The following is an 18,967-nucleotide window of genomic DNA, read 5'->3' as shown; positions in this document are numbered from 1 at the left end:
CCTTCAATTGGGATGATTTGGGCTTTTTTTGTTTTATAATATTAAACCAACGCTGATTCACTATGGTATAATGAGTTTTATTGATAATATTTTTGTTATTATGTTATATATTTGTTGAATAGGAGCGTTTGAGTGATGGATAATAATGAAGATCGAAAGCGGCCGGTGGTCTTTTTGAAAGATATTTCTGTAAGAATGATGACTGATGGCAAGGCGCAATTGAAAAGAAGCTTGACTCTCTTATCGATATTTTGGCTGATTCTGTTGCTTACTTATGGGATAGTCGTGCTAACTGGCAACAAAGAGGTTCATTTATATAAGATATATATTGTGGTTTTTGCTTTGCTGGGTGCTGTGGCAGCCAATCATTTACTCTATTCAAAAAGAATCACTCTTCTATTGTATCCAGCTAGGCAACAATACGTGTTGAGGTTGGGAGACAAAGAAGTGAAGTGGGGTCAGGGAGATATAGCAGCTATTCATATTTCTACACACGGAGATTCCCACACGCAAGGATTCTTTTTGGGGGAAAGAGTGGATCTGCTGATCAATCAAGAGTATTTTGCTTTCAAGGTTAACAGGAGAAAATTTGTTGACCGGTTATACGAGTTTGAAGAAGCTCTGGCAGTATCATTTTACTTAGAGAGGCAAAAAACCACTTTGAAAGAGACAGCACCAAAGAAAATCACTTTTCTTAAAGAAGACAAACTGCGATACGGAAAATCTCTTACGAAGAAATTTCTTTTTGCTCTGCTCTTTTGTTTTTTAGTTGTTATTAATCTGGTATTTTCATTCTATGCAATAAGTAACTTTGGTTTATTCGGGATGTTTGCGGCCTGTATAGTTGCTTCTTATGTGGTAGTGCTCAGCAAGTACGCGCTTGTGGCATTGTATGATGCTCTGACTGAAATCCAAACGACGGTAACCTTTAGCGAGCGCACCAAAAGTCTGCATTTTTCTAATGAGAAGGAATCTTTTCGCTTGTTGCTGTCTGATATAACGGAAATAAAACCGAATTTTCTTTCGGTGGCGCCAATGGGCAGAGCTTTTTCCAGTATGGCCTTAAAGATGAAGCTAAAAGGTGAACCTTACATGTTTTCGACGAATAACGACCAGACGCGAGGAAAGCTGGAATATTTTTATTGTTGGCTAGCGATACGCCAATTAGAGGCTGAAAAAGGCGAGAAGTAGTTGTAACTGACTACTTTTCGCCTTTTTGATATTCTAATAAATCTCCCGGCTGACAATCCAGCACATCGCAAATCGCCTCCAAAGTGGAAAAACGCACGGCACTGACTTTGCCGGTTTTCAGCTTGGAGAGATTGGCATTGGTGATGCCGACTTCTTCTGCCAAATCCTTCAAGCTGATCTTTCGCTCCGCCATCATGCGGTCTAAGTGAACAGTAATTGGCATCTCACAGCCCCCTTATACAGTGTCATCGGCTAGTTCTTGGAGGGAGATCGCGTAGCGGAAGATCGCGGCTATACTGGAAAGAACCAGTCCCATAATCAGGCTCAAATCAAAGGTAAGATATAGGTTAATTTCACCGGCTACCACTGTAGCGATTAAGGAGTAGATTACCGGATAGAAAATTGCTAGACCCAGCACGCTTTTAGCAATCCAATCGATTCGTTTTTGGATTGTTTTGGAAAAAGGTGTTCGATTTTCTGACAAATCATAGAAAATCCGACTGCCCAACCAAAAGGCTATACCCCAAACAAGAAGTTGCGGCATTGCCATTAGCGTGTTAGTAACGTCTTGTTGGGAAGCTGTAAGTCCACCTTCTGACAAAAGTCCAATGACAACAATCCTGTTTGCGTCTGTAATCACGGGATTCTGATAACCAAACAGCTGCACTGCTAGATAAATCACCCAAGCAAAACATCCAACTGCCAATAATTTAAATAATCCATCAATTATCCAAAATGTATCGCGAGATTTTTTTAAGTCCATGATCCTCGCCTCCTCATGTATAGTATAGCACGATAATTATCGTTAAACAATAATTAATTGTCGATAAAAGATAATTTGAGGATGAATAAAATTCGGATTTTTAAGTTGCTACACTGAAAAAATATGGAAGAGGTCTTCCTTAAATTGATCAATAATAAGAATCCTTAGTAATACTGTATTGACAAAATGTAATCACTTGTTTACAATTTGTAATGAAGAGGTTAGCAAGGAGGACGTTTGGTTTGATTAAAAATCGTATCAAGGTGTTACGAGCCGAGCGGGATTGGACTCAGGCAGATTTAGCGGATCGGGTAGGAATTTCCCGCCAGGCGGTGATCTCCATAGAGAAATACAAGTACACACCGTCGTTGGAGTTAGCCTTTAAAATTGCCTCGGCTTTTGAGGTGGAAATTACAGAAGTGTTTAGACCAGAGGAGGATGACTGATGGAATGGGTGAGCTTTGGACTATTAACTATTTTAGTAATATTTTTAATTGCAACTATGGTATTTAAGAGTAGAAAAGAAAAAGAGTATAAAAACGATGAACGTTGGAGATTAGTAACTTCAAAAGCTAGTAAACAGATCATGATTTATTATTATTTGGTCTCTTTGCTTATTTGTATTGGTTCTCTATACTTCAGTATAACTGGATCTTCAAAAACAATTGAACTGGGACTCGTATTCAACTATGGCCTTTATACTTTATTGTTAAGTAATCCTATCGAATACATCGCCTTGCGATACTATAACAGCGTACTTTAAGCCAAAGGAGGAAAAGTATGATTTACTTTTTTATTGCAATTTCAATGACTATAATTGTCGCTTATATGAGTTACGGCATTGGTTTTGAAAATAAAAGCCGGAAGGAAAATAAAAATGACGAGCGCTGGCAATCGGTGGTTGCTAAAGCAAATAGTACGGCATTATCGACGTTCTATATAGCAGGAAGCTTGATGGCAGTGGTCACCTTAGTAAGTGAAATTTTCCAAAGCGTCTACCTTATCCGGGGACTACTATCTCAAGAAAATCTATTTGAGATTTACAAGTATTATACGTTGGTAATTCTATGTATCGTTTTTGCGGTACGGACGTATTCGCTGAAGCGCTATGATCGGGAAATGTAACCAAGAAAGTTTGATTACAGTTTCTAAAAACTAGATAAAAATACTCGGCAGCTATCCGGAATTTTTTGCGATAGCTGCTCTTTTTGCGAGCAAAAGTAGTCTAAATTCCCTTTTCACTAAGGAAATTTCTCTTTTTCCACAACGGTAAAATCAACTATTGCCGGAGTACAAACGCTCGCTAGATAGCGGTTTCAACCTTTTCGTTTAAACAAATGAACAAGGTTCCGTAACGATAAGGAAAGAATATGTCTTCCTATAGAAAGCGCTATCTATTATTCTTAGAGCATAGAAAGAAAAGGAAGGTGAAGCAATGACAGGATTACCAGAAAATTTTTTGTGGGGTGGCGCAGTTGCCGCACATCAGCTGGAAGGCGGCTGGCAAGAAGGTGGTAAGGGCATCAGCGTAGCGGATGTCATGACGATGGGTGGACCGGGCGTTCCCCGCGAGATTACTGATGGCGTGATCGCTGGCAAGAATTATCCGAACCATGAGGCGATTGATTTTTATCATCACTACAAAGAGGATATCGCATTGTTTGCGGAGATGGGTTTTAAATGTTTCCGGACATCGATTGCCTGGACGAGGATTTTTCCTGAAGGAGATGAGGCGGAGCCCAATGAAGCGGGGCTGCAATTTTACGACGATTTGTTTGATGAGTGCTTGAAGCATGGCATTGAACCGGTTGTGACATTGTCCCATTTTGAACTGCCTTTTGCTTTAGTGAAAAAGTACGGCGGCTTTACCAATCGCAAAACGATTGATTTCTTTGTGAATTTTGCGGAGGTTTGCTTCAAACGTTACCAAGACAAAGTTAAATACTGGATGACCTTTAATGAGATTAACAACCAAGCCAATTACAACGAAGATTTTGCACCATTCACCAATTCAGGAATCGTCTATAAAGAAGGCGATAATCGGGAGCAAATTATGTATCAGGCAGCCCATTATGAATTAGTGGCAAGTGCCAAAGCGGTTCAGATCGGGAAAGCCATCAACCCGGATTTTGAAATCGGTTGTATGATTGCGATGGTACCGATTTATCCTAAAACCTGTAAGCCAGGGGATGTTTTGATGGCACAAAAGGCGATGGAAAAACGTTATTACTTCACTGATGTTCATGTTTTTGGCGAGTATCCTGGCTACATGAAGACTTACTTCAAGCGCAAGGGCTTTGATTTAGATATCACTGAAGCAGACTTGTCCGAGTTGAAAAAGGGAACCACTGACTACATTGGCTTCAGTTATTACATGTCTTATGCGATTGAGCATCAAGCGGACAATGATACTTATGACTATGATGAAACCCGCGACCTGGTGCGCAATGAATTTGTTCCGACATCTGATTGGGGTTGGCAAATCGACCCTGAAGGTATTCGTTATTCCATGAACTGGTTCGCCGATCACTATCGCCAACCGCTTTTTATTGTTGAAAACGGTTTTGGGGCGATTGATGTTAAAGAGGACGACGGCACAGTGAACGACCAGTATCGGATTGATTATTTAAAGGCTCATGTTGAGCAAATGATCAAGGGCGTGCTGGAAGATGGTGTTGAACTGATGGGCTACACACCGTGGGGGTGCATCGATTTGGTTTCTGCCAGCACTGGCGAAATGAAAAAACGTTATGGCTTCATTTATGTTGATAAAGACAATGAAGGTAACGGGACATTAGAACGCAGTAAAAAATTATCGTTTGACTGGTACAAAAAAGTTATCGCCACTAACGGCGCTGATCTAGATTAATTATTAGGAGGAATTTTATTATGAAACGAGCATTGATTATTTGTGCAGGGGGTATGTCTTCTTCGGTTATTGCCAAGAAAACAACGGAGTATTTGCAAGGAAAAGGAAAAGAAATCGAATTAGATGCGACTTCAGCTTCGCAAGGCTCAACAACAATTGCCAAGGATGAGTATGATCTGTACTTGGTTAGTCCACAAACGAAAATGTATTTTGCTAATTTGGAAAAAGCTGCCATTAAAACGAATAAACCAATCGTCAATATTCCGCCGCAGGCTTACGTGCCGATTCCAATGGGAATTGAAAAAATGGGCAAACTTGTGGAAGAAAATATTTAGATAAAGGTTGATCAACATGTTGAGTAAGAAAGAGACAAAAATTCTTAAATTGCTATATGGACACCAGCCGACTTTTTTGACCAGTCAGGAGCTGGCAGCCAGTCTCGGGGTATCAGACCGGACGGCTCGGAAATACTTGCATTTATTGGAGGATACATTGAAGGATCAAAAGCTGGGCTCGATTGAAGGAAAACAGGGCAACGGCTATCGTTTAGTGGTGGACAGTCAGGACAGCTTTCAGGCGTTTTATTTACAGGAAACCAAGTCACCGCATTGTTCCAAGGACAATGGAGCCGTTCAGGAAGTGCAGGATCGTCAGTATTACATCCTGAATCAATTGTTTTTCGAGCAAAAAGCGGTGTATGTGGACAATCTAGCCGAAGAATTGTTTGTCTCTCGCTCAACGGTTTCCAACGATTTAGTCGAGGTCAAGAAACTGTTGAAGCCTTACGAGATTGAATTAAGCAGTAAAAGTAATCGAGGAATCTTTGCTGTGGGTAATGAGAAAAATATTCGTCATTTTATGATGAATTATTTCTTCTTGCAGCGTCTGCAGGATAATCTATATACTTTTTCCACTTATACCAACCTGCTGGATGGCATCAGCGTTGAAGAGATCGTCATTATTGTCTTAGACGAGTGCCGAGAAGCGCGCTTGAAGTTGTCTGACTTTATTATTTTCAATATTGTTTTGCACATTGGACTGGCAATCAAACGGCTCCAATCTGGATTCGAAATTGAGTATAGCAATATGATACAGCTATCCGAGGATGCATTGGAATACCAAACAGCTTTGCGAATTGTAAATCGAATTACCGAAAGTATGTCAGTGGAGTTTCCCCGCGAAGAGGCTAATTACATTGCGCTGCATTTGCGCAACAAGATTACCTCCAAACGGGTTTTCCAGAAAACCACTTATAGTGAATCGGAAATTAAAGCCCAGCTGTTGGAAGCATTGGCAGCCTTTGATCAGGAAACGGGTTATCACCTGCAGCAGGATTCGATTTTGATTGACGGGTTGATGATGCATTTTACCCCCTTCTTATTGCGGTTGCAAAACAACATGAGTATCGAAAATCCACTGATGGAGGAAATTCGTCAGCATTATGGGGATTTACTGCAGATGACAATCAAATATCTCTCTAAGATGCCGATTTTTCAACCTTATGAAATTACCGACAGCGAGTGGGCCTACTTAACGATTCACTTAACGGCGGCAGTTGAACGATACCATAATGACCTAAAAGCACGGGTCCTAGTAATTTGTGCCACCGGCTTAGGCAGTTCGCAAATGATTAAAAACCGCTTGGAGCGGGAATTCGGTTCGAAGATTTTAATTGAAAAAGTCATCAGCTATTACGAGATTGCCGATCAGGATTTAGACAAAATTGATTTAATTATTTCCTCAATTAATTTGCCCAACGTGATTCATCACACACCGATTGTTTATGTCAGTGTGTTTGTTGGCGAAGAAGATATTAAAAAGATCAATCATGAATTGTCCGGCTTTAGACCGTCTAACTTTCCAAGCCTTAAAGATGAAGCAGCGGATGCTGAGAAAAAAGCGGGGCAAATCGAGTTGATTCAACAATGTTTCCGACCTGAGCTGTTTATAAAGCTGGATTCACCTTCTACCAAAAAGGAGGTTGTCGATCAATTGATTACTCGCCTGGAGGCAGTAGAGGGCAAACCGATAAAAGCTGCCTTCAATCAACAGCTGCGTTTGCGGGAAAGCTATAGTTCAGTGGCGTTTTCATCCCGCTTAGCCGTACCCCATCCGATTGAGGCCTTGACCGAAGAGGCGTATGTTGCCGCGGCGATTGTACCAAAGGGTGTCTATTGGGAAGCGGAATATCCAGAGATCCAGCTGGTGCTCTTGATGTCGCCGGATAAGCTGGGCCGGGTGGAATTAGAGAAAGTCAGTCACATGCTGGTACCGATTATTGAGGACGAAGAATTTTGTGCCCAATTAGTTGCTAGTAAAAATTACGAAGAATTTATTGCAAAACTAATTAAATCGCTTTAATAGAAAAACGGCAGGAGTGAAAAAGATGGATTCTGAAAAATTACAGGAAGTTGCTTTTGAAATTATCTTAAGCAGTGGGGACGCGCGCACACTGGTGCATGAATCGTTCCAGCATATGCGGGAGGGTGAATTTGCCACCGCTGAACAAAAATTAGAGGATGCCAATGAATCGTTGGTGAAGGCACACCGTGCACAAACCGAATTACTAAAGAATTATGCTAACGGTGAAAAAATAGAAATGGAAATAATCATGGTGCATGCGCAGGATCATTTGATGACCACCATGACCTTGAAGGAAGTTGCTGCGGAAATGCTGGTCTTGTACCAACGTCAAGCTGCGATTCATTAAGAAAGGAGGGGACTGGCTTGAGTAAAAAAGGAACAAGGGATATAAAAAAAGAAACTGCCTTGAAAAATTTTCGCTACAATCGCTTTTTGATCTTGCGTTATTTACTGGCCGGCTTTTTCTTCAGCAATCTCTATTGGCTGCTGATGTTGTTTATGAGCCGCAGCTGGTATGCACTGCTGCCGGCAAGTTTATTTATTTTAACGCTGCCGGCGATTGGTGAACACGCGAAGCTTTACGGTGATATGACCGATCAAATCCAGAATAAATTGCGCCATCATAAGTTTTATCTATCTATTCAACTAGGTATGAATCTGGTGCTGTTAGTTATCAGCTTTACTGAAGGAGGTTTTCAACGGTTGTACCCCTTTTTGACGACTTCTTCTCAAGCCAAAGCAGCCCTTGTTACGATCCTGTTAGTGGGGATTTTTATGTCAGCCTTTTGTATCCATCGTATTAGACGGATTTATTTGCAACAAGACAAGCATTACGAGTATATCCAGGAGTTTGCCAAATTGAAACAGAAAGCGAGTGAATAAAAAAATGGACGGATCAAACAACAAGATATTTAAACTCTTAGAAAAGACATTGATGGGACCTTTAGGAAAATTAGCACAGTTTAAAATTGTACGTGCAATTATGGGCGCAGGGATGGGCGCAATTCCTTTTACCATCGTGGGCTCCATGTTCTTGGTATTCAATATTCTGCCAATGACATTTCCCTTTTTAGAAGATATTTTCAATGCCAGCTTCTTCAGAGTTAGCGAATTATATATGTTAGCCAACAGCACGACAATGGGTATCTTGGCATTGTATTTCTGCATCGGCTTAGGTTACGAATATACTAAAATTATTGCCGAAGAAGAAGATTTAAACATGGCGCCAATGACGGGTGCTTTGCTTTCTATGTTCTCATTCTTCATGGCGATCCCACAATTAGTGATGGAAAATGGTTCAATGGTTCGTGTGACGGACGGTGGACAAGACATTATTAATGGTTGGGAGATCGGCGGCGACGGGATAGCTCGTCTAGGAACCGTGGGGATCTTTACCGGGATCATCATGGCTGTTATCGCCGTGCAGTTGTATCGTTTATGTGTATCAAAAAACTGGGTTATCCGTATGCCGGAACAAGTACCAGAAGGTGTATCACGGGCCTTTACGGCATTGGTTCCAGCGTTCTTAGTGGCTTTTGTTGTATTAGCAATTATCGGGGTTTTAGTCGCATTCAACACGGACATTTTCCAATTAATTGCTGTGCCGTTTGGTTTTGTAACTCAATTGACCAACAGCTGGTTAGGGATTATGGTCATTTACTTCTTGGTGCATGCATTATGGCTAGTGGGGATTCACGGGGCGAACATTATCTTCTCACTGATCACACCAATCACGCTTGGCAACATGGCTTTAAACGCTGAAGGCGCAAATATTCCATTGGCGGGTGAGTTTAACAATGCATTCGTAACCGTTGGTGGTTCTGGTGCAACTTTAGGCTTTTGTTTCTTCTTAGTTTACATGGCGAAATCAGAGCAGTTGAAGGTATTAGGGAAAGCGGCTTTGATTCCAGCGATCTTCAATATCAACGAACCTTTGATTTTCGGTGTACCGTTGATTTATAATCCGTACTTGGCAGTGCCGTTTTTCTTAGCACCAATGGTTTCAGCAAGTATCGCTTACTTTGCGATTCAACTGGAAATTATTCGTCCGGTGATTGCCAATATGCCTTGGCCATCTCCAGCAGGAGTAGGAGCTTTCATTAGTACCGGTGGTGACTTGAAAGCCGCAGCTGTGGCTATCGTCTGTGTGTTAGTCGCTTTTGTAATCTATCTGCCATTCATTCGTTCTTATGACAAACGCTTGCTGAAGGAAGAACTAGCTAGTGTTCAAGGTAATGATGCAGCATAGTAAATAAGTAAATGGTCATGAGGGTGAAATTCTCTCTTGACCATTTTTTTAACCTTAAAGAAAGGATAAGTTTTTCAAAATTGAAATGCTTGTAACAACAATGTTACCGGTGTCCGGCTTCACAAACTAACTTTGTCGGCACTAAGCGAAAATTGGGAGAAACTTGAGGAGCAGTTTATCCCAATTTTAGTCTTAGTGCTCCAAAGCTGAGCGAGTTTGCGAAGCCTTTCTTAGTAATAAGCTAAATGAGACTGTAAAACCACTCTAGTTTATGACTACAATAGATTTTTGCCAATGTTTTGCTAAATAAGTCGAATAATCATTGAAAACAAGCCGATGCACGTAATAAGTGCGCGGTATTTTTATGCTTATAGGATACACTTATCATATAGGAGGAAAGGAGTTTTTTAGTGTTAGCAAAAAATATCATTAAGTATAGAAAGAAAAATAATTTGACTCAAACTCAGTTGGCAGAAGAATTGAAAATCGCACGTCAATCGATTTCCAAATGGGAAACCGGCGAAAATCTGCCCAGTATTGACAATTTGATTTTGCTGAGCGAGATTTTGAACATTTCCTTAGATGAACTAATTACCGGTTCGCCTTATTTACCGCTGCCCTTTGATTTTGGCAAACCCAAATCCAGAAAGGCGTTAATCATTCTAGGGGTAATGGCTTCACTGCCGCTGCTTTCGTTCATAGGGCTGGGCTCGATAGAAGAAGTGGCGGGGGACTTTTTCCGTCTATTGTTGGTGTCTGCATTAATGATTGTTTTGAGTGTGTATGGCTTTCCCTTTGATTTCAAGCGGTATTACAACTATTGGAGAATTGAAAAGACTGGACTAGTTTATGCTACACCTCATCTACGCTCGTTGGGAATCAGCGGTTCCTTAGATGAGTTGATCTTACCTTTGAAAGCTCTGTTCGGTCAGCGAAAAACGAGAAGGATCAACTATCAGGACATCCAATCAATGGAACTAATCCTAGTCCCATTTCGTTCAAACCCAACTCTAGGCTGGTCACCGCGGGGCTACACTCCTCGCTTACAGCAGCTGATGAGAGAATCTTTCTATTTAAAAGTTGTCACTAAGAATGGTGATGAAATTTATTTAGAATTGCGGCAGTACTATATGAAGGACTCCAAGGAGCGAGAACTTTTTCTTCCTATTATATTGTTCTTTAAACGGAAAAATTTTGACTTTATTGATCAGGGGCAGATTATAGAAAAATTGAGGAGTGGGAAGAATGTGCTTGAAGGCATATATGCTGATTAATAATTGGAACAGGGATAGTTCACGCATCTCAAGCAAAGCTGTGAAAAAAAGCAGACTTTTATAAAAAAACAATAAAAAAACAGTACAATCTGGCAGGCACCTGATAAAATGAAGCTAACAAGACGAATATGCTTCATTGAGGAGATAAGCAGGTGCTGGTTAAAATAATTGGAACTTTAGTGGTAGGATTTTTAGGTAGTACGGTGGCGAAACGCTTGAAGATGCCGGCCGCATTTATGACAGGGAGCATGCTGGCAGTGGCATTGTTTTCCATTATAACAAACGAGATGTTTATGCCGGGCAGCTTGAAGGTAATCGCCCAGGTTGTCAGCGGGGCTTACATCGGTCAACAGGTCTCCAAGCAGGATTTATTGAACTTTCCTAAACTGGCGAAATCTATTGTTCTGCTGATGACTTTTTTTACCATCAACACGTTTGTCATGGGCTTTTTGTTCGCGCGTTTTTTCTCGATTGATTTGGTAACGGCTTTACTTAGTTGTTTGCCAGGCGGGATTATGGATGTTTCGCTGATCAGTATCGACATGGGGGCCCAGGCTGAAATTGTGGCGACCATGCAGCTGGCGCGTTTGGTGGGGATGCTGCTGATTTTGCCTTATTGGATCAGTTTTATTTTGAAGCGCTTAGGCAAAGATGATCCGAAACCGGAACCGGAAAAACCAGCTTTGAAAAAGAGCCTGACCTTTGGAACGAATAGGGAAATTAGTAATAATTTGTTGATCTTAGTTGTTTCTGGCATTGGCGGTCTATTGGGGATGTACTTGCAAATTCCGGTAGGGGCCTTGATTTTCTCGCTGATTTTTTCTTGCGGTCTAAAACTGTTGAAAAATACTGCGCCGTTGAACAATAAAATTCGTCAGCTGGCTCAAATTTTGGCCGGTTCGATTATTGGCAGTACCTTTACCCGAGAAAGTTTGGAGCAGATCAGTCAGCTGCTGATTCCGGCTTGCTTGCTGTTAGGCAGCTATTTATTTATTAATGTGTTGTTTGGTTTTATTGTCTACAAGCGGGGTATCCTGGATTTGCGCTCGGCTTTGTTTGCTTCATCACCAGCCGGGGCCACCGACATTTCCTTGATTGCGGGGGAACTGGGAGGCGACATGCCGAAAATTGCGGGGATTCAAATTTGCCGTACGCTGTATACGATTATTGTTTTGCCAATTTTAGTTCGCCTAGTGGTGAATGAATAGCGCTGTTTAGCGCTTTTTTTGACTTTAAAGAAAGTATAAGATATTCACAATTAGAAAGCTGCTTAAACCAATTCTACTGATGTCCGGCTTCACAAACTAGCTTTGTCGGCAATAAGCGAAAATTTTGAGAAACTTGAGGAGCAGTTTATCAAAATTTTAGTCTTATTGCTCCAAAGCTGAGCGAGTTTGCGAAGCCTTTCTTATGCAATAAAAAGCCATATTCTTGAAAATGGTTTCATTTCTGGCATAATGGAAGAGAGGTGAGTCAATTGAAAAGAAGAAATTGGGTAAGTGTGTTGGCGATCTCGCTGGTTGCGACGGCCGCCTGCGGGATGATTATGGGGATTGAAATTATCACCCATCACAAAGAAACAAAAAAAGGCTCTTAGGAGTCTTTTTTTTAGGAGGATTCGATGCTTACTGTAAAAAATATTACACGACAATTACCGGAGTACGCTAAAATTTTTGATATTTATAAAAATTCTTTCCCTGAAGAAGAACAAATGCCGGTGTGGCTGCTGCGGCTGTTCGCGAGGAGAAAACGGGTAGAATTTTTGGCTTTTTATGATCAAGGGGTCTTTTGCGGTTTTACTTATTTGGTGCACAGTGAAAAACTGACTTTTATTTTTTATCTTGCCACCGATCCGGACCAGCGCTCCCAGGGCTACGGCTCAAAAATACTCAGCTGGATTCAGGAAAAATATCAGGATCGCGGCGTGGTTTTAACAATTGAAACGGTGGATCCGGCGGCTGAGAATTATCAGCAGCGCCTGAGGAGACAACAGTTTTATTTCAAAAATAATTTCCACGATACCGGACACAAAGTCAAAGAATATGGTGTGCTGTACGATGTATTAGCGAATACACCGAACTTTGTTTTTTCTGACTATCAAGCGTTACTAAAATATTTTTCCTTTGGCTTTTATTCAGTCAAACCGGAAAAGATGGAGGACAAATGATCAAAGAATTAACGAACCCCACTCAACAGGAAATTGAAAAAATTGCTCAACTGTGGCTAGCCAGTAATTTGGAGGCTCATGATTTTGTAGCAGCGGATTATTGGCGCGGCAATTATTCTGAAGTCAAGGAGATGCTGCCAAATGCCCAGCTGTTTGTTTACTCTGACGAAGGTGAACTAGCCGGATTCATGGGCTTGATGGAGGGTTATATCGCTGGTATTTTTGTCAAAAAGGAGTACCAGCAGCAGGGGATCGGCCGAGCTTTGTTAGCTGAGGCAATGAGCCGAAACGAAAAATTGACGTTGGCAGTCTACAAACAGAATCAACAAGCTTATCGTTTTTACGTAAAGCAAGGATTCACCGTGGAAGCAGAAAGGATCGATCCACAAACCGACGAAGTAGAATATCAAATGAGCTGGACGCGCAACGCATAAGAAAGTATTTGAGCGATCATGGACCAAACACGGTCCAAATGGTCGTTCTTTTTTACTGGCCAAATAAAATCGGCTATCATTCCCCCTTCAAAACCTCTATACTGAATGGTAATCAACTTTCGAAGGGAATGACTTATGAAAATACTAATTGTCTACGCCTACCCCAATCAAACCGGATTTTCTGCCGCCGTTTTAAACGCTGTGCAGGAAAATCTGAAGGCTAGTCACCAAGTGAAGCTGCTGGATTTATATCAGGAAAACTTCGATCCAGTCTTAGTTTTTAACGAACAGCAAAGGAGACGTGACTTGGCGACAGAAGCGTCTACTGCAAACTATCGGGAAATGCTGGAGTGGTCGGAGCAATTGATTTTTATTTTTCCTATTTGGTGGAGCGGGATGCCGGCGATCTTAAAGGGGTTTATTGATCGAGTGTTTGCCAAAGGATTCGCTTATGAGTACAAAGGTCTATTGCCAGTGGGGTTATTAAAAGGACGTCAGGCATGGGTTATCACCAGTCACGACACGCCGAAGCCTTATGCTCGCTTTATGCAGCAGGATTACGGTCGGGTATTAAAACGACAAGTGCTGGGCATGTGTGGAATCAAACCGGTGAAGCTGACGGAGATTGCTTATTTGCGGGGGTCTTCCAATGAAAAACGTGAGAAATATTTGCGGAAAATTGCTAAAATGAGTCAAGCGTTATAGTCATCTTTCTTGAAACAGATCTGACTATTATGAAATTAAAATGAAAATTTCTGTTGACAAATGAAAAATTAGTGATAATCTATTAATCAAATAAAATATTTTTTCGATGAGAAAGAAAGTAGACTTGGAACGGTTGCAGAGAGACTCTGGTTGGTGAAAAGAGTTAGATGGGAAGAGTTGAAAATGGCTTTTGAGAAACTTTTGGCGATAGGTAGTCAAAAGCGGAGTGTCCACCGATACAAGGACCGCCGATCTTGCGTTTAGCGACGTCGGGCAGAGAGACGGGGGGAACCTGTCTAAACAAAAGGTGGTAACACGATGATTCGTCCTTTTACTAGTACATAGCTGGTAAAAGGGCTTTTTTTGTTTTCCGCAGCTTTTTGGGGATCATCAACGAAGGTTTTTCGCGTAAGCAGGCATCGGAAAAGTATTTTTATTCCAAAAATATTATTACAGGAGGAAAACATGAAAATTGAATCATTGCTCGTTCAAGGAATTTCTGCCCATAACAATCCTTATGGTGCGATCGTTCCACCGATTTTTTTAGCTTCAACCTATATTCAGCCGGCGATTGGAGAAGAACAGGATTTTGCCTACTCAAGGGGAGGCAACCCAACGCGGAATCAGGTAGAGGATTTGCTGGGCCAGCTGGAGGAAGCGCAATATAGTTACGCCTTTGCTTCGGGGATGGCCGCTACAAGTTCGGTCTTTCAGCTTTTGAAGCACGGCGACAAAGTTTTATTGAACAACAATATTTACGGCGGAACCTTTCGCTATTTGGATCAGTTGTTTGAGTCTCGGGGGTTAGAGTACCAGCTGGTGGAAGATTTTAACCACTTGTCTGAAGAACATTTTGATCTCACGGTAAAAATGATTTTTATCGAAACACCTTCTAATCCACTGCTGGAAGTCACAGATATTAAAAGAATCAGTGAGCTTGCCCATCAACATGGTGCCGTCGTGGCAGTAGATAATACCTTTATGACCGCCTACTTGCAAAAGCCGTTGGCATTGGGAGCCGATATTGTCACTTATTCAGCTACCAAATATTTATCTGGACATGCTGATTTGATTGCGGGAGCTGTTTTAACTAATGATCAAGCAATCGGTGAACGGTTGAAGGTCATTCAAAACACGCTAGGCAACATTTTAAGTCCTTTTGATTCATATTCGTTGATTCGAGGAATTAAAACATTGGCAGTACGGATGGATCGGCAAATTGAAAATACCCACAAACTGATCGTTTTTTTGCAAAGCCAAGCTATTTCAGTCAATTTTGCTGGGGCTCATTCCAAGGAAGAAGCGGCGATTCAATCAAGTCAGGCAACTGGTATTGGTGCGGTAATTTCCTTTGAATTACCGGAAGAATATGACTTATCGGTTTTTGTTCAACAATTAAAAATGTTTCCACTGGCAGTTAGTCTAGGCGGGGTTGAAAGCTTGATTTGTCACCCGGCTTCCATGACTCACGAGTCCTATTCTCAGGATTTACGAGAAAAAATTGGAATTAGCGATCGTCTGCTGCGGGTAGCGGTGGGAATTGAAAACAGCGAGGATTTAGTTGCCGATGTGGCGCAAGCCTTGAAGCAAGCGAAGGGGGAAATTTAGATGAAAAAGAAACTGATTTTAGTCACCGCACTAGCGGGTTTATTTTTACTAGGAGGCTGCCAATCTGGCAATTCTGCTACCGAAGAAAAAGTGCTGCGGGTGGGCACAGAAGGAACCTACGCACCATTTTCTTATCGAAACGAAGAAAACGAATTAGTCGGTTACGATGTAGAAGTGGCCGAAGCAGTAGCTGAAAAAATCGGCTATCAAGTAGAATTTGTGGATGCCCCTTGGGATTCAATGCTGGCAGCCTTTGATGCGGAAAAATCCGATGTCATCTTTAATCAAGTGAGTATTACGGATGAACGGAAAGAAAAATATGATTTCACCATTCCCTACAGTGTTTCCCATGCTTCCTTGATTACCAATGAAGCAGATGACACGATCCAAAGCTTTGATGATTTGAAAGGCAAAAAATCAGCCCAATCGTTGACTTCAAATTATGCGGTGTTGGCTGAGGAGTACGGAGCAGAATTAGTCAGTACCGACGGCTTCAGTAAGTCGGCGGAATTAGTTGCTAATGGACAAGCGGATGCTACTTTAAACGACGATGTCACTTATTACGATTACATCAATCAGCAGCCGGATGCGCCGTTGAAGCTGGTTCAGGTTTCTGATGAGACGACGGAAGTTGGGGCAATGCTTCATAAGGGTAATGAGGAATTGATTGAAGAAATCAATCAAGCATTACAGGAATTAAAAGATGACGGTACTTTGACGAAATTATCAACGAAATATTTTGATAAGGATATTTCACAATAGAAAGGTTTGTGATTATGGAGCGAACACTTTCAATTGTACAAACTAGTTTATGGCCCTTGCTGACGGCCTTGCTTCAAGTAACGATACCCTTAACCATTCTTTCCTTTAGCTTTGGCTTGATCATTGCGGTGATCACAGCTTTGGCGCGTATTTCGAAACAGCGAATTTTAAATACGATTTTCTATCTGTATGTTTGGATTTTCCGCGGGACACCGCTGTTGGTTCAGTTGTTCATTGTCTTTTTCGGATTGCCTAGTGTGGGGATTCAGTTTGAAGCTTTCCCAGCGGCAGTCTTGACCTTGTCCTTGAATACTGGAGCTTATGCTTCTGAAACAATTCGCTCGGCGTTGCTGGCGATTCCGAATGGACAATATGAATCGGCAGCCTCATTAGGCATGAGCCGTTGGCAAATTTTGCGCCGCATTTTAGCGCCGCAGGCTTTTAAAATTGCGGTACCTCCTTTGTCCAACACGCTGATTAGCTTAGTGAAGGATACGTCCCTTGCTTCCAGCATCACGATTGTTGAAATTTTTATGACCGGCCAGCGGATTGCCGCGCGGACTTATGAGCCGCTGCTGTTATACTGCTTAGTTGCTGTATATTATTTGATGGTTTGTACTGTGTTGGGTTATTTTCAACAACGACTTGAGCAGCGCATGGCTCGTTATTAAGGAGGAATTGGTTTGCTGACATTAAAGAATTTAACGAAAACATTTACCGACGAGCCGGTTTTGAAAAATATTTCCTTGAGCTTCGAGGATGGAAAAACAACCGCGATCCTTGGACCTTCCGGCTCAGGGAAAAGCACCCTGCTGCGGCTGATCAATTTGTTGGAGCAACCGGATCAAGGTGAGATTCAGCTGGAGGACAAAATTATCGCTTTTCCGCAAAAGCTGCCTTTTAAAGAATTACGGCAGCACCGAGCAAATTTCAGTATGGTGTTTCAGGCCTTTAACTTATTTCCTCACTTAACGGTGGTGGAAAATGTCATGGAAGGACCAACGCAGGTAAAAAAAGTACCGGCTGCTGTTGCCAAACAGCAAGCCCGCCAATTATTGCAGCTGGTGGGCTTATCGGAAAAAAGCGATAGCTATCCTAAATCCTTATCCGGCGGTCAGCAGCAGCGGGTGGCGATCGCCCGTGCACTGGCGATGGAGCCAAAGTTCATTTTATACGATGAACCTACCAGTGCGTTAGATCCCGAATTGGCGCAAGAGGTTTTAAACGTGATTCAAAATCTAGCCGATCAAGGCAATTCGCAAATTATCGTAACTCACCATGTGGATTTTGCCCGAAAAATTGCCGACCGGATTTTGTTTATTGAAAACGGGACAGTCTTTTACGATGGAGACACCGAGCACTTTTTTATTAGCGACATCCCACGAATTCAGCAGTTTATTCAACGAGTTTCTCAATAAAACAACAAAGGATGATAAAAATGACCAATAAAATTCCCTTTACTGTAGACCACGTAGGCAGTTTCCTGCGACCAGAAAGTATCAAAAAAGCCCGCCAACAAGCTGCCGATGGAATCATAACCTCGGCTGAACTGCGGGAACTTGAGAATCAGGAGATTGCAAAGTTGGTAGAACAGCAAAAAGCTGCCGGAATCAAAGGTATTACCGATGGTGAATTCCGCCGGGGCTTTTGGCACATTGATTTTCTAGAAAACTTGCATGGGGTGGTGGGCTATGTGCCAGAAACGGGCTACAATCAGCAGTTCCACGGAAAAGCCGCACCTTCTTACAATATTCGTGTGGAGGATCGGATTGCCTTTAATCCAGACCATCCTTTTTTAGCAGATTTTATTTTCTTGAATGAACAGGTAGAGACGGAGCCGGGCTACTATGCCAAGGCAACGATTCCTAGTCCCACGATGATTTTGCGCCAAGAGCTTTTAGCGAATGACGGCACATCGAAGATTGATACGATTTATCCTGATTTGCAGGAGTTTTACCGTGACTTGGCTGAAACTTACCGGGACGCGATTCAAGCCTTTTATCAAATCGGCTGCCGCTATTTACAATTTGACGATACCAATTGGGCCTTCTTGGCAGATGCGGACAAACGGACGGAGTTGAAGGAAAAGGGAATTGACCCGAATGAGATCGCGCAAATTTGTGCCGATATTATTAATGAAGCGCTGAAGGATAAGCCACAGGATTTGACCATCACTACTCACATTTGTCGGGGGAATCACGCATCGTCTTGGTTGTTCTCAGGTGGTTACGAGCCGATTGCCAAAGAACTGTTTTCCACCAAATACGACGGCTTTTTCTTAGAATACGATTCTGATCGAGCGGGAGATTTTGCGCCGCTGCGTTACTGGAATAATTCAGATAGCAAAGTGGTACTGGGCTTAATTACTTCGAAACACCCAGAGCTGGAGGATGTTACTTCAGTGATCGAGCGAATTAACGAAGCCACACAGTATGTACCGTTAGAAAATTTAGCCATCAGTCCCCAATGCGGTTTTGCTTCAACCCAAGAAGGCAACAAGCTGACGGAAGAGGAGCAATGGGCTAAAATTAATTTTTTACAAGAAATCGCAGAACAAGTCTGGTAAACAAAAAGAGGAATCC

22 protein-coding genes and 1 other annotated feature are annotated in these 18,967 nt (G+C 42.0%); of the genes, 20 read left to right on the top strand and 2 right to left on the bottom strand.

Annotated elements, in window-relative coordinates; translation table 11 throughout:
• Window positions 1-135 precede the first annotated feature (135 nt).
• Window positions 136-1,191: a hypothetical protein gene (locus JZO70_RS17560; RefSeq protein WP_207674977.1), complete on the top strand. Its 1,056-nt coding sequence runs from the start codon at window positions 136-138 to the stop codon at window positions 1,189-1,191.
• A 10-nt stretch (window positions 1,192-1,201) separates the two neighbouring features.
• On the opposite strand, the gene JZO70_RS17555 is transcribed toward JZO70_RS17560, so the two are convergent.
• Window positions 1,202-1,414: a helix-turn-helix domain-containing protein gene (locus JZO70_RS17555; protein ID WP_207674976.1), complete on the bottom strand. Its 213-nt coding sequence runs from the start codon at window positions 1,412-1,414 to the stop codon at window positions 1,202-1,204.
• A 12-nt stretch (window positions 1,415-1,426) separates the two neighbouring features.
• On the bottom strand, window positions 1,427-1,954 hold the full coding sequence (locus tag JZO70_RS17550; protein WP_207674975.1) for a hypothetical protein: 528 nt from the start codon (window positions 1,952-1,954) through the stop codon (window positions 1,427-1,429).
• Between the two features lie 245 nt (window positions 1,955-2,199).
• Between JZO70_RS17550 and JZO70_RS17545 the strand changes: the two genes are divergently transcribed.
• From JZO70_RS17545 to JZO70_RS17455, 19 genes are all read left to right on the top strand, one after another.
• Window positions 2,200-2,400 (top strand): helix-turn-helix transcriptional regulator, encoded by a 201-nt coding sequence (locus JZO70_RS17545; protein WP_207675109.1) that lies wholly within the window; start codon window positions 2,200-2,202, stop codon window positions 2,398-2,400.
• Entirely contained in the window at window positions 2,400-2,717 is a 318-nt protein-coding gene (locus tag JZO70_RS17540; RefSeq protein WP_207674974.1) for a hypothetical protein, read from the top strand. Before JZO70_RS17545 ends, JZO70_RS17540 begins: the two co-directional genes overlap by 1 nt.
• A 17-nt stretch (window positions 2,718-2,734) precedes the next feature.
• Window positions 2,735-3,079 carry a hypothetical protein gene (locus tag JZO70_RS17535; RefSeq protein WP_207674973.1) on the top strand — a complete coding sequence of 115 codons (345 nt, stop codon included), beginning with the start codon at window positions 2,735-2,737 and terminating at the stop codon, window positions 3,077-3,079.
• A 310-nt stretch (window positions 3,080-3,389) separates the two neighbouring features.
• Window positions 3,390-4,823, top strand: a complete 1,434-nt coding sequence (locus JZO70_RS17530) for a 6-phospho-beta-glucosidase (protein WP_207674972.1) — start codon at window positions 3,390-3,392, stop codon at window positions 4,821-4,823.
• Window positions 4,824-4,843: 20 nt separating this feature from the next.
• Complete coding sequence (locus JZO70_RS17525; RefSeq protein ID WP_207674971.1) at window positions 4,844-5,158, top strand: PTS cellobiose transporter subunit IIB; 315 nt, start codon at window positions 4,844-4,846, stop codon at window positions 5,156-5,158.
• Between the two features lie 16 nt (window positions 5,159-5,174).
• On the top strand, window positions 5,175-7,184 hold the full coding sequence (locus tag JZO70_RS17520) for a BglG family transcription antiterminator (RefSeq protein WP_207674970.1): 2,010 nt from the start codon (window positions 5,175-5,177) through the stop codon (window positions 7,182-7,184).
• A 25-nt stretch (window positions 7,185-7,209) separates the two neighbouring features.
• Complete coding sequence (locus JZO70_RS17515) at window positions 7,210-7,533, top strand: PTS cellobiose transporter subunit IIA (protein ID WP_207674969.1); 324 nt, start codon at window positions 7,210-7,212, stop codon at window positions 7,531-7,533.
• Between the two features lie 17 nt (window positions 7,534-7,550).
• Complete coding sequence (locus JZO70_RS17510; protein WP_207674968.1) at window positions 7,551-8,069, top strand: hypothetical protein; 519 nt, start codon at window positions 7,551-7,553, stop codon at window positions 8,067-8,069.
• A 4-nt stretch (window positions 8,070-8,073) separates the two neighbouring features.
• Complete coding sequence (gene celB, locus JZO70_RS17505; RefSeq protein WP_207675108.1) at window positions 8,074-9,435, top strand: PTS cellobiose transporter subunit IIC; 1,362 nt, start codon at window positions 8,074-8,076, stop codon at window positions 9,433-9,435.
• A gap of 410 nt (window positions 9,436-9,845) precedes the next feature.
• Complete coding sequence (locus JZO70_RS17500; protein WP_207674967.1) at window positions 9,846-10,709, top strand: helix-turn-helix domain-containing protein; 864 nt, start codon at window positions 9,846-9,848, stop codon at window positions 10,707-10,709.
• A gap of 152 nt (window positions 10,710-10,861) precedes the next feature.
• Entirely contained in the window at window positions 10,862-11,917 is a 1,056-nt protein-coding gene (locus tag JZO70_RS17495; RefSeq protein WP_347565194.1) for an AbrB family transcriptional regulator, read from the top strand.
• 413 nt (window positions 11,918-12,330) lie between these two features.
• Window positions 12,331-12,876, top strand: a complete 546-nt coding sequence (locus JZO70_RS17490) for a GNAT family N-acetyltransferase (protein ID WP_207674966.1) — start codon at window positions 12,331-12,333, stop codon at window positions 12,874-12,876.
• Window positions 12,873-13,310 carry an N-acetyltransferase gene (locus JZO70_RS17485; protein ID WP_207674965.1) on the top strand — a complete coding sequence of 146 codons (438 nt, stop codon included), beginning with the start codon at window positions 12,873-12,875 and terminating at the stop codon, window positions 13,308-13,310. Before JZO70_RS17490 ends, JZO70_RS17485 begins: the two co-directional genes overlap by 4 nt.
• Before the next feature lie 135 nt (window positions 13,311-13,445).
• Window positions 13,446-14,015, top strand: a complete 570-nt coding sequence (locus tag JZO70_RS17480) for an NAD(P)H-dependent oxidoreductase (protein ID WP_207674964.1) — start codon at window positions 13,446-13,448, stop codon at window positions 14,013-14,015.
• A 97-nt stretch (window positions 14,016-14,112) separates the two neighbouring features.
• Window positions 14,113-14,349, top strand: a binding site (T-box leader).
• 131 nt (window positions 14,350-14,480) lie between these two features.
• Window positions 14,481-15,623: a trans-sulfuration enzyme family protein gene (locus tag JZO70_RS17475; RefSeq protein ID WP_207674963.1), complete on the top strand. Its 1,143-nt coding sequence runs from the start codon at window positions 14,481-14,483 to the stop codon at window positions 15,621-15,623.
• Window positions 15,624-16,385: an amino acid ABC transporter substrate-binding protein gene (locus JZO70_RS17470; RefSeq protein WP_207674962.1), complete on the top strand. Its 762-nt coding sequence runs from the start codon at window positions 15,624-15,626 to the stop codon at window positions 16,383-16,385.
• A 14-nt stretch (window positions 16,386-16,399) separates the two neighbouring features.
• Window positions 16,400-17,056 (top strand): amino acid ABC transporter permease, encoded by a 657-nt coding sequence (locus JZO70_RS17465; protein ID WP_207674961.1) that lies wholly within the window; start codon window positions 16,400-16,402, stop codon window positions 17,054-17,056.
• 12 nt (window positions 17,057-17,068) lie between these two features.
• A complete protein-coding gene (locus JZO70_RS17460; RefSeq protein WP_207674960.1) occupies window positions 17,069-17,803 on the top strand; it encodes an amino acid ABC transporter ATP-binding protein in 735 nt (244 codons plus the stop codon).
• Between the two features lie 20 nt (window positions 17,804-17,823).
• Window positions 17,824-18,951 carry a 5-methyltetrahydropteroyltriglutamate--homocysteine S-methyltransferase gene (locus tag JZO70_RS17455; protein ID WP_207674959.1) on the top strand — a complete coding sequence of 376 codons (1,128 nt, stop codon included), beginning with the start codon at window positions 17,824-17,826 and terminating at the stop codon, window positions 18,949-18,951.
• Window positions 18,952-18,967 lie beyond the last annotated feature (16 nt).

This window comes from Candidatus Enterococcus moelleringii (assembly GCF_017377575.1).
GTDB classification, from domain to species: Bacteria; Bacillota; Bacilli; order Lactobacillales; family Enterococcaceae; genus Enterococcus_A; species Enterococcus_A moelleringii.
Note: the sequence above shows the minus strand (reverse complement) of the source record. Positions and strands in the feature narration are given on the sequence as shown.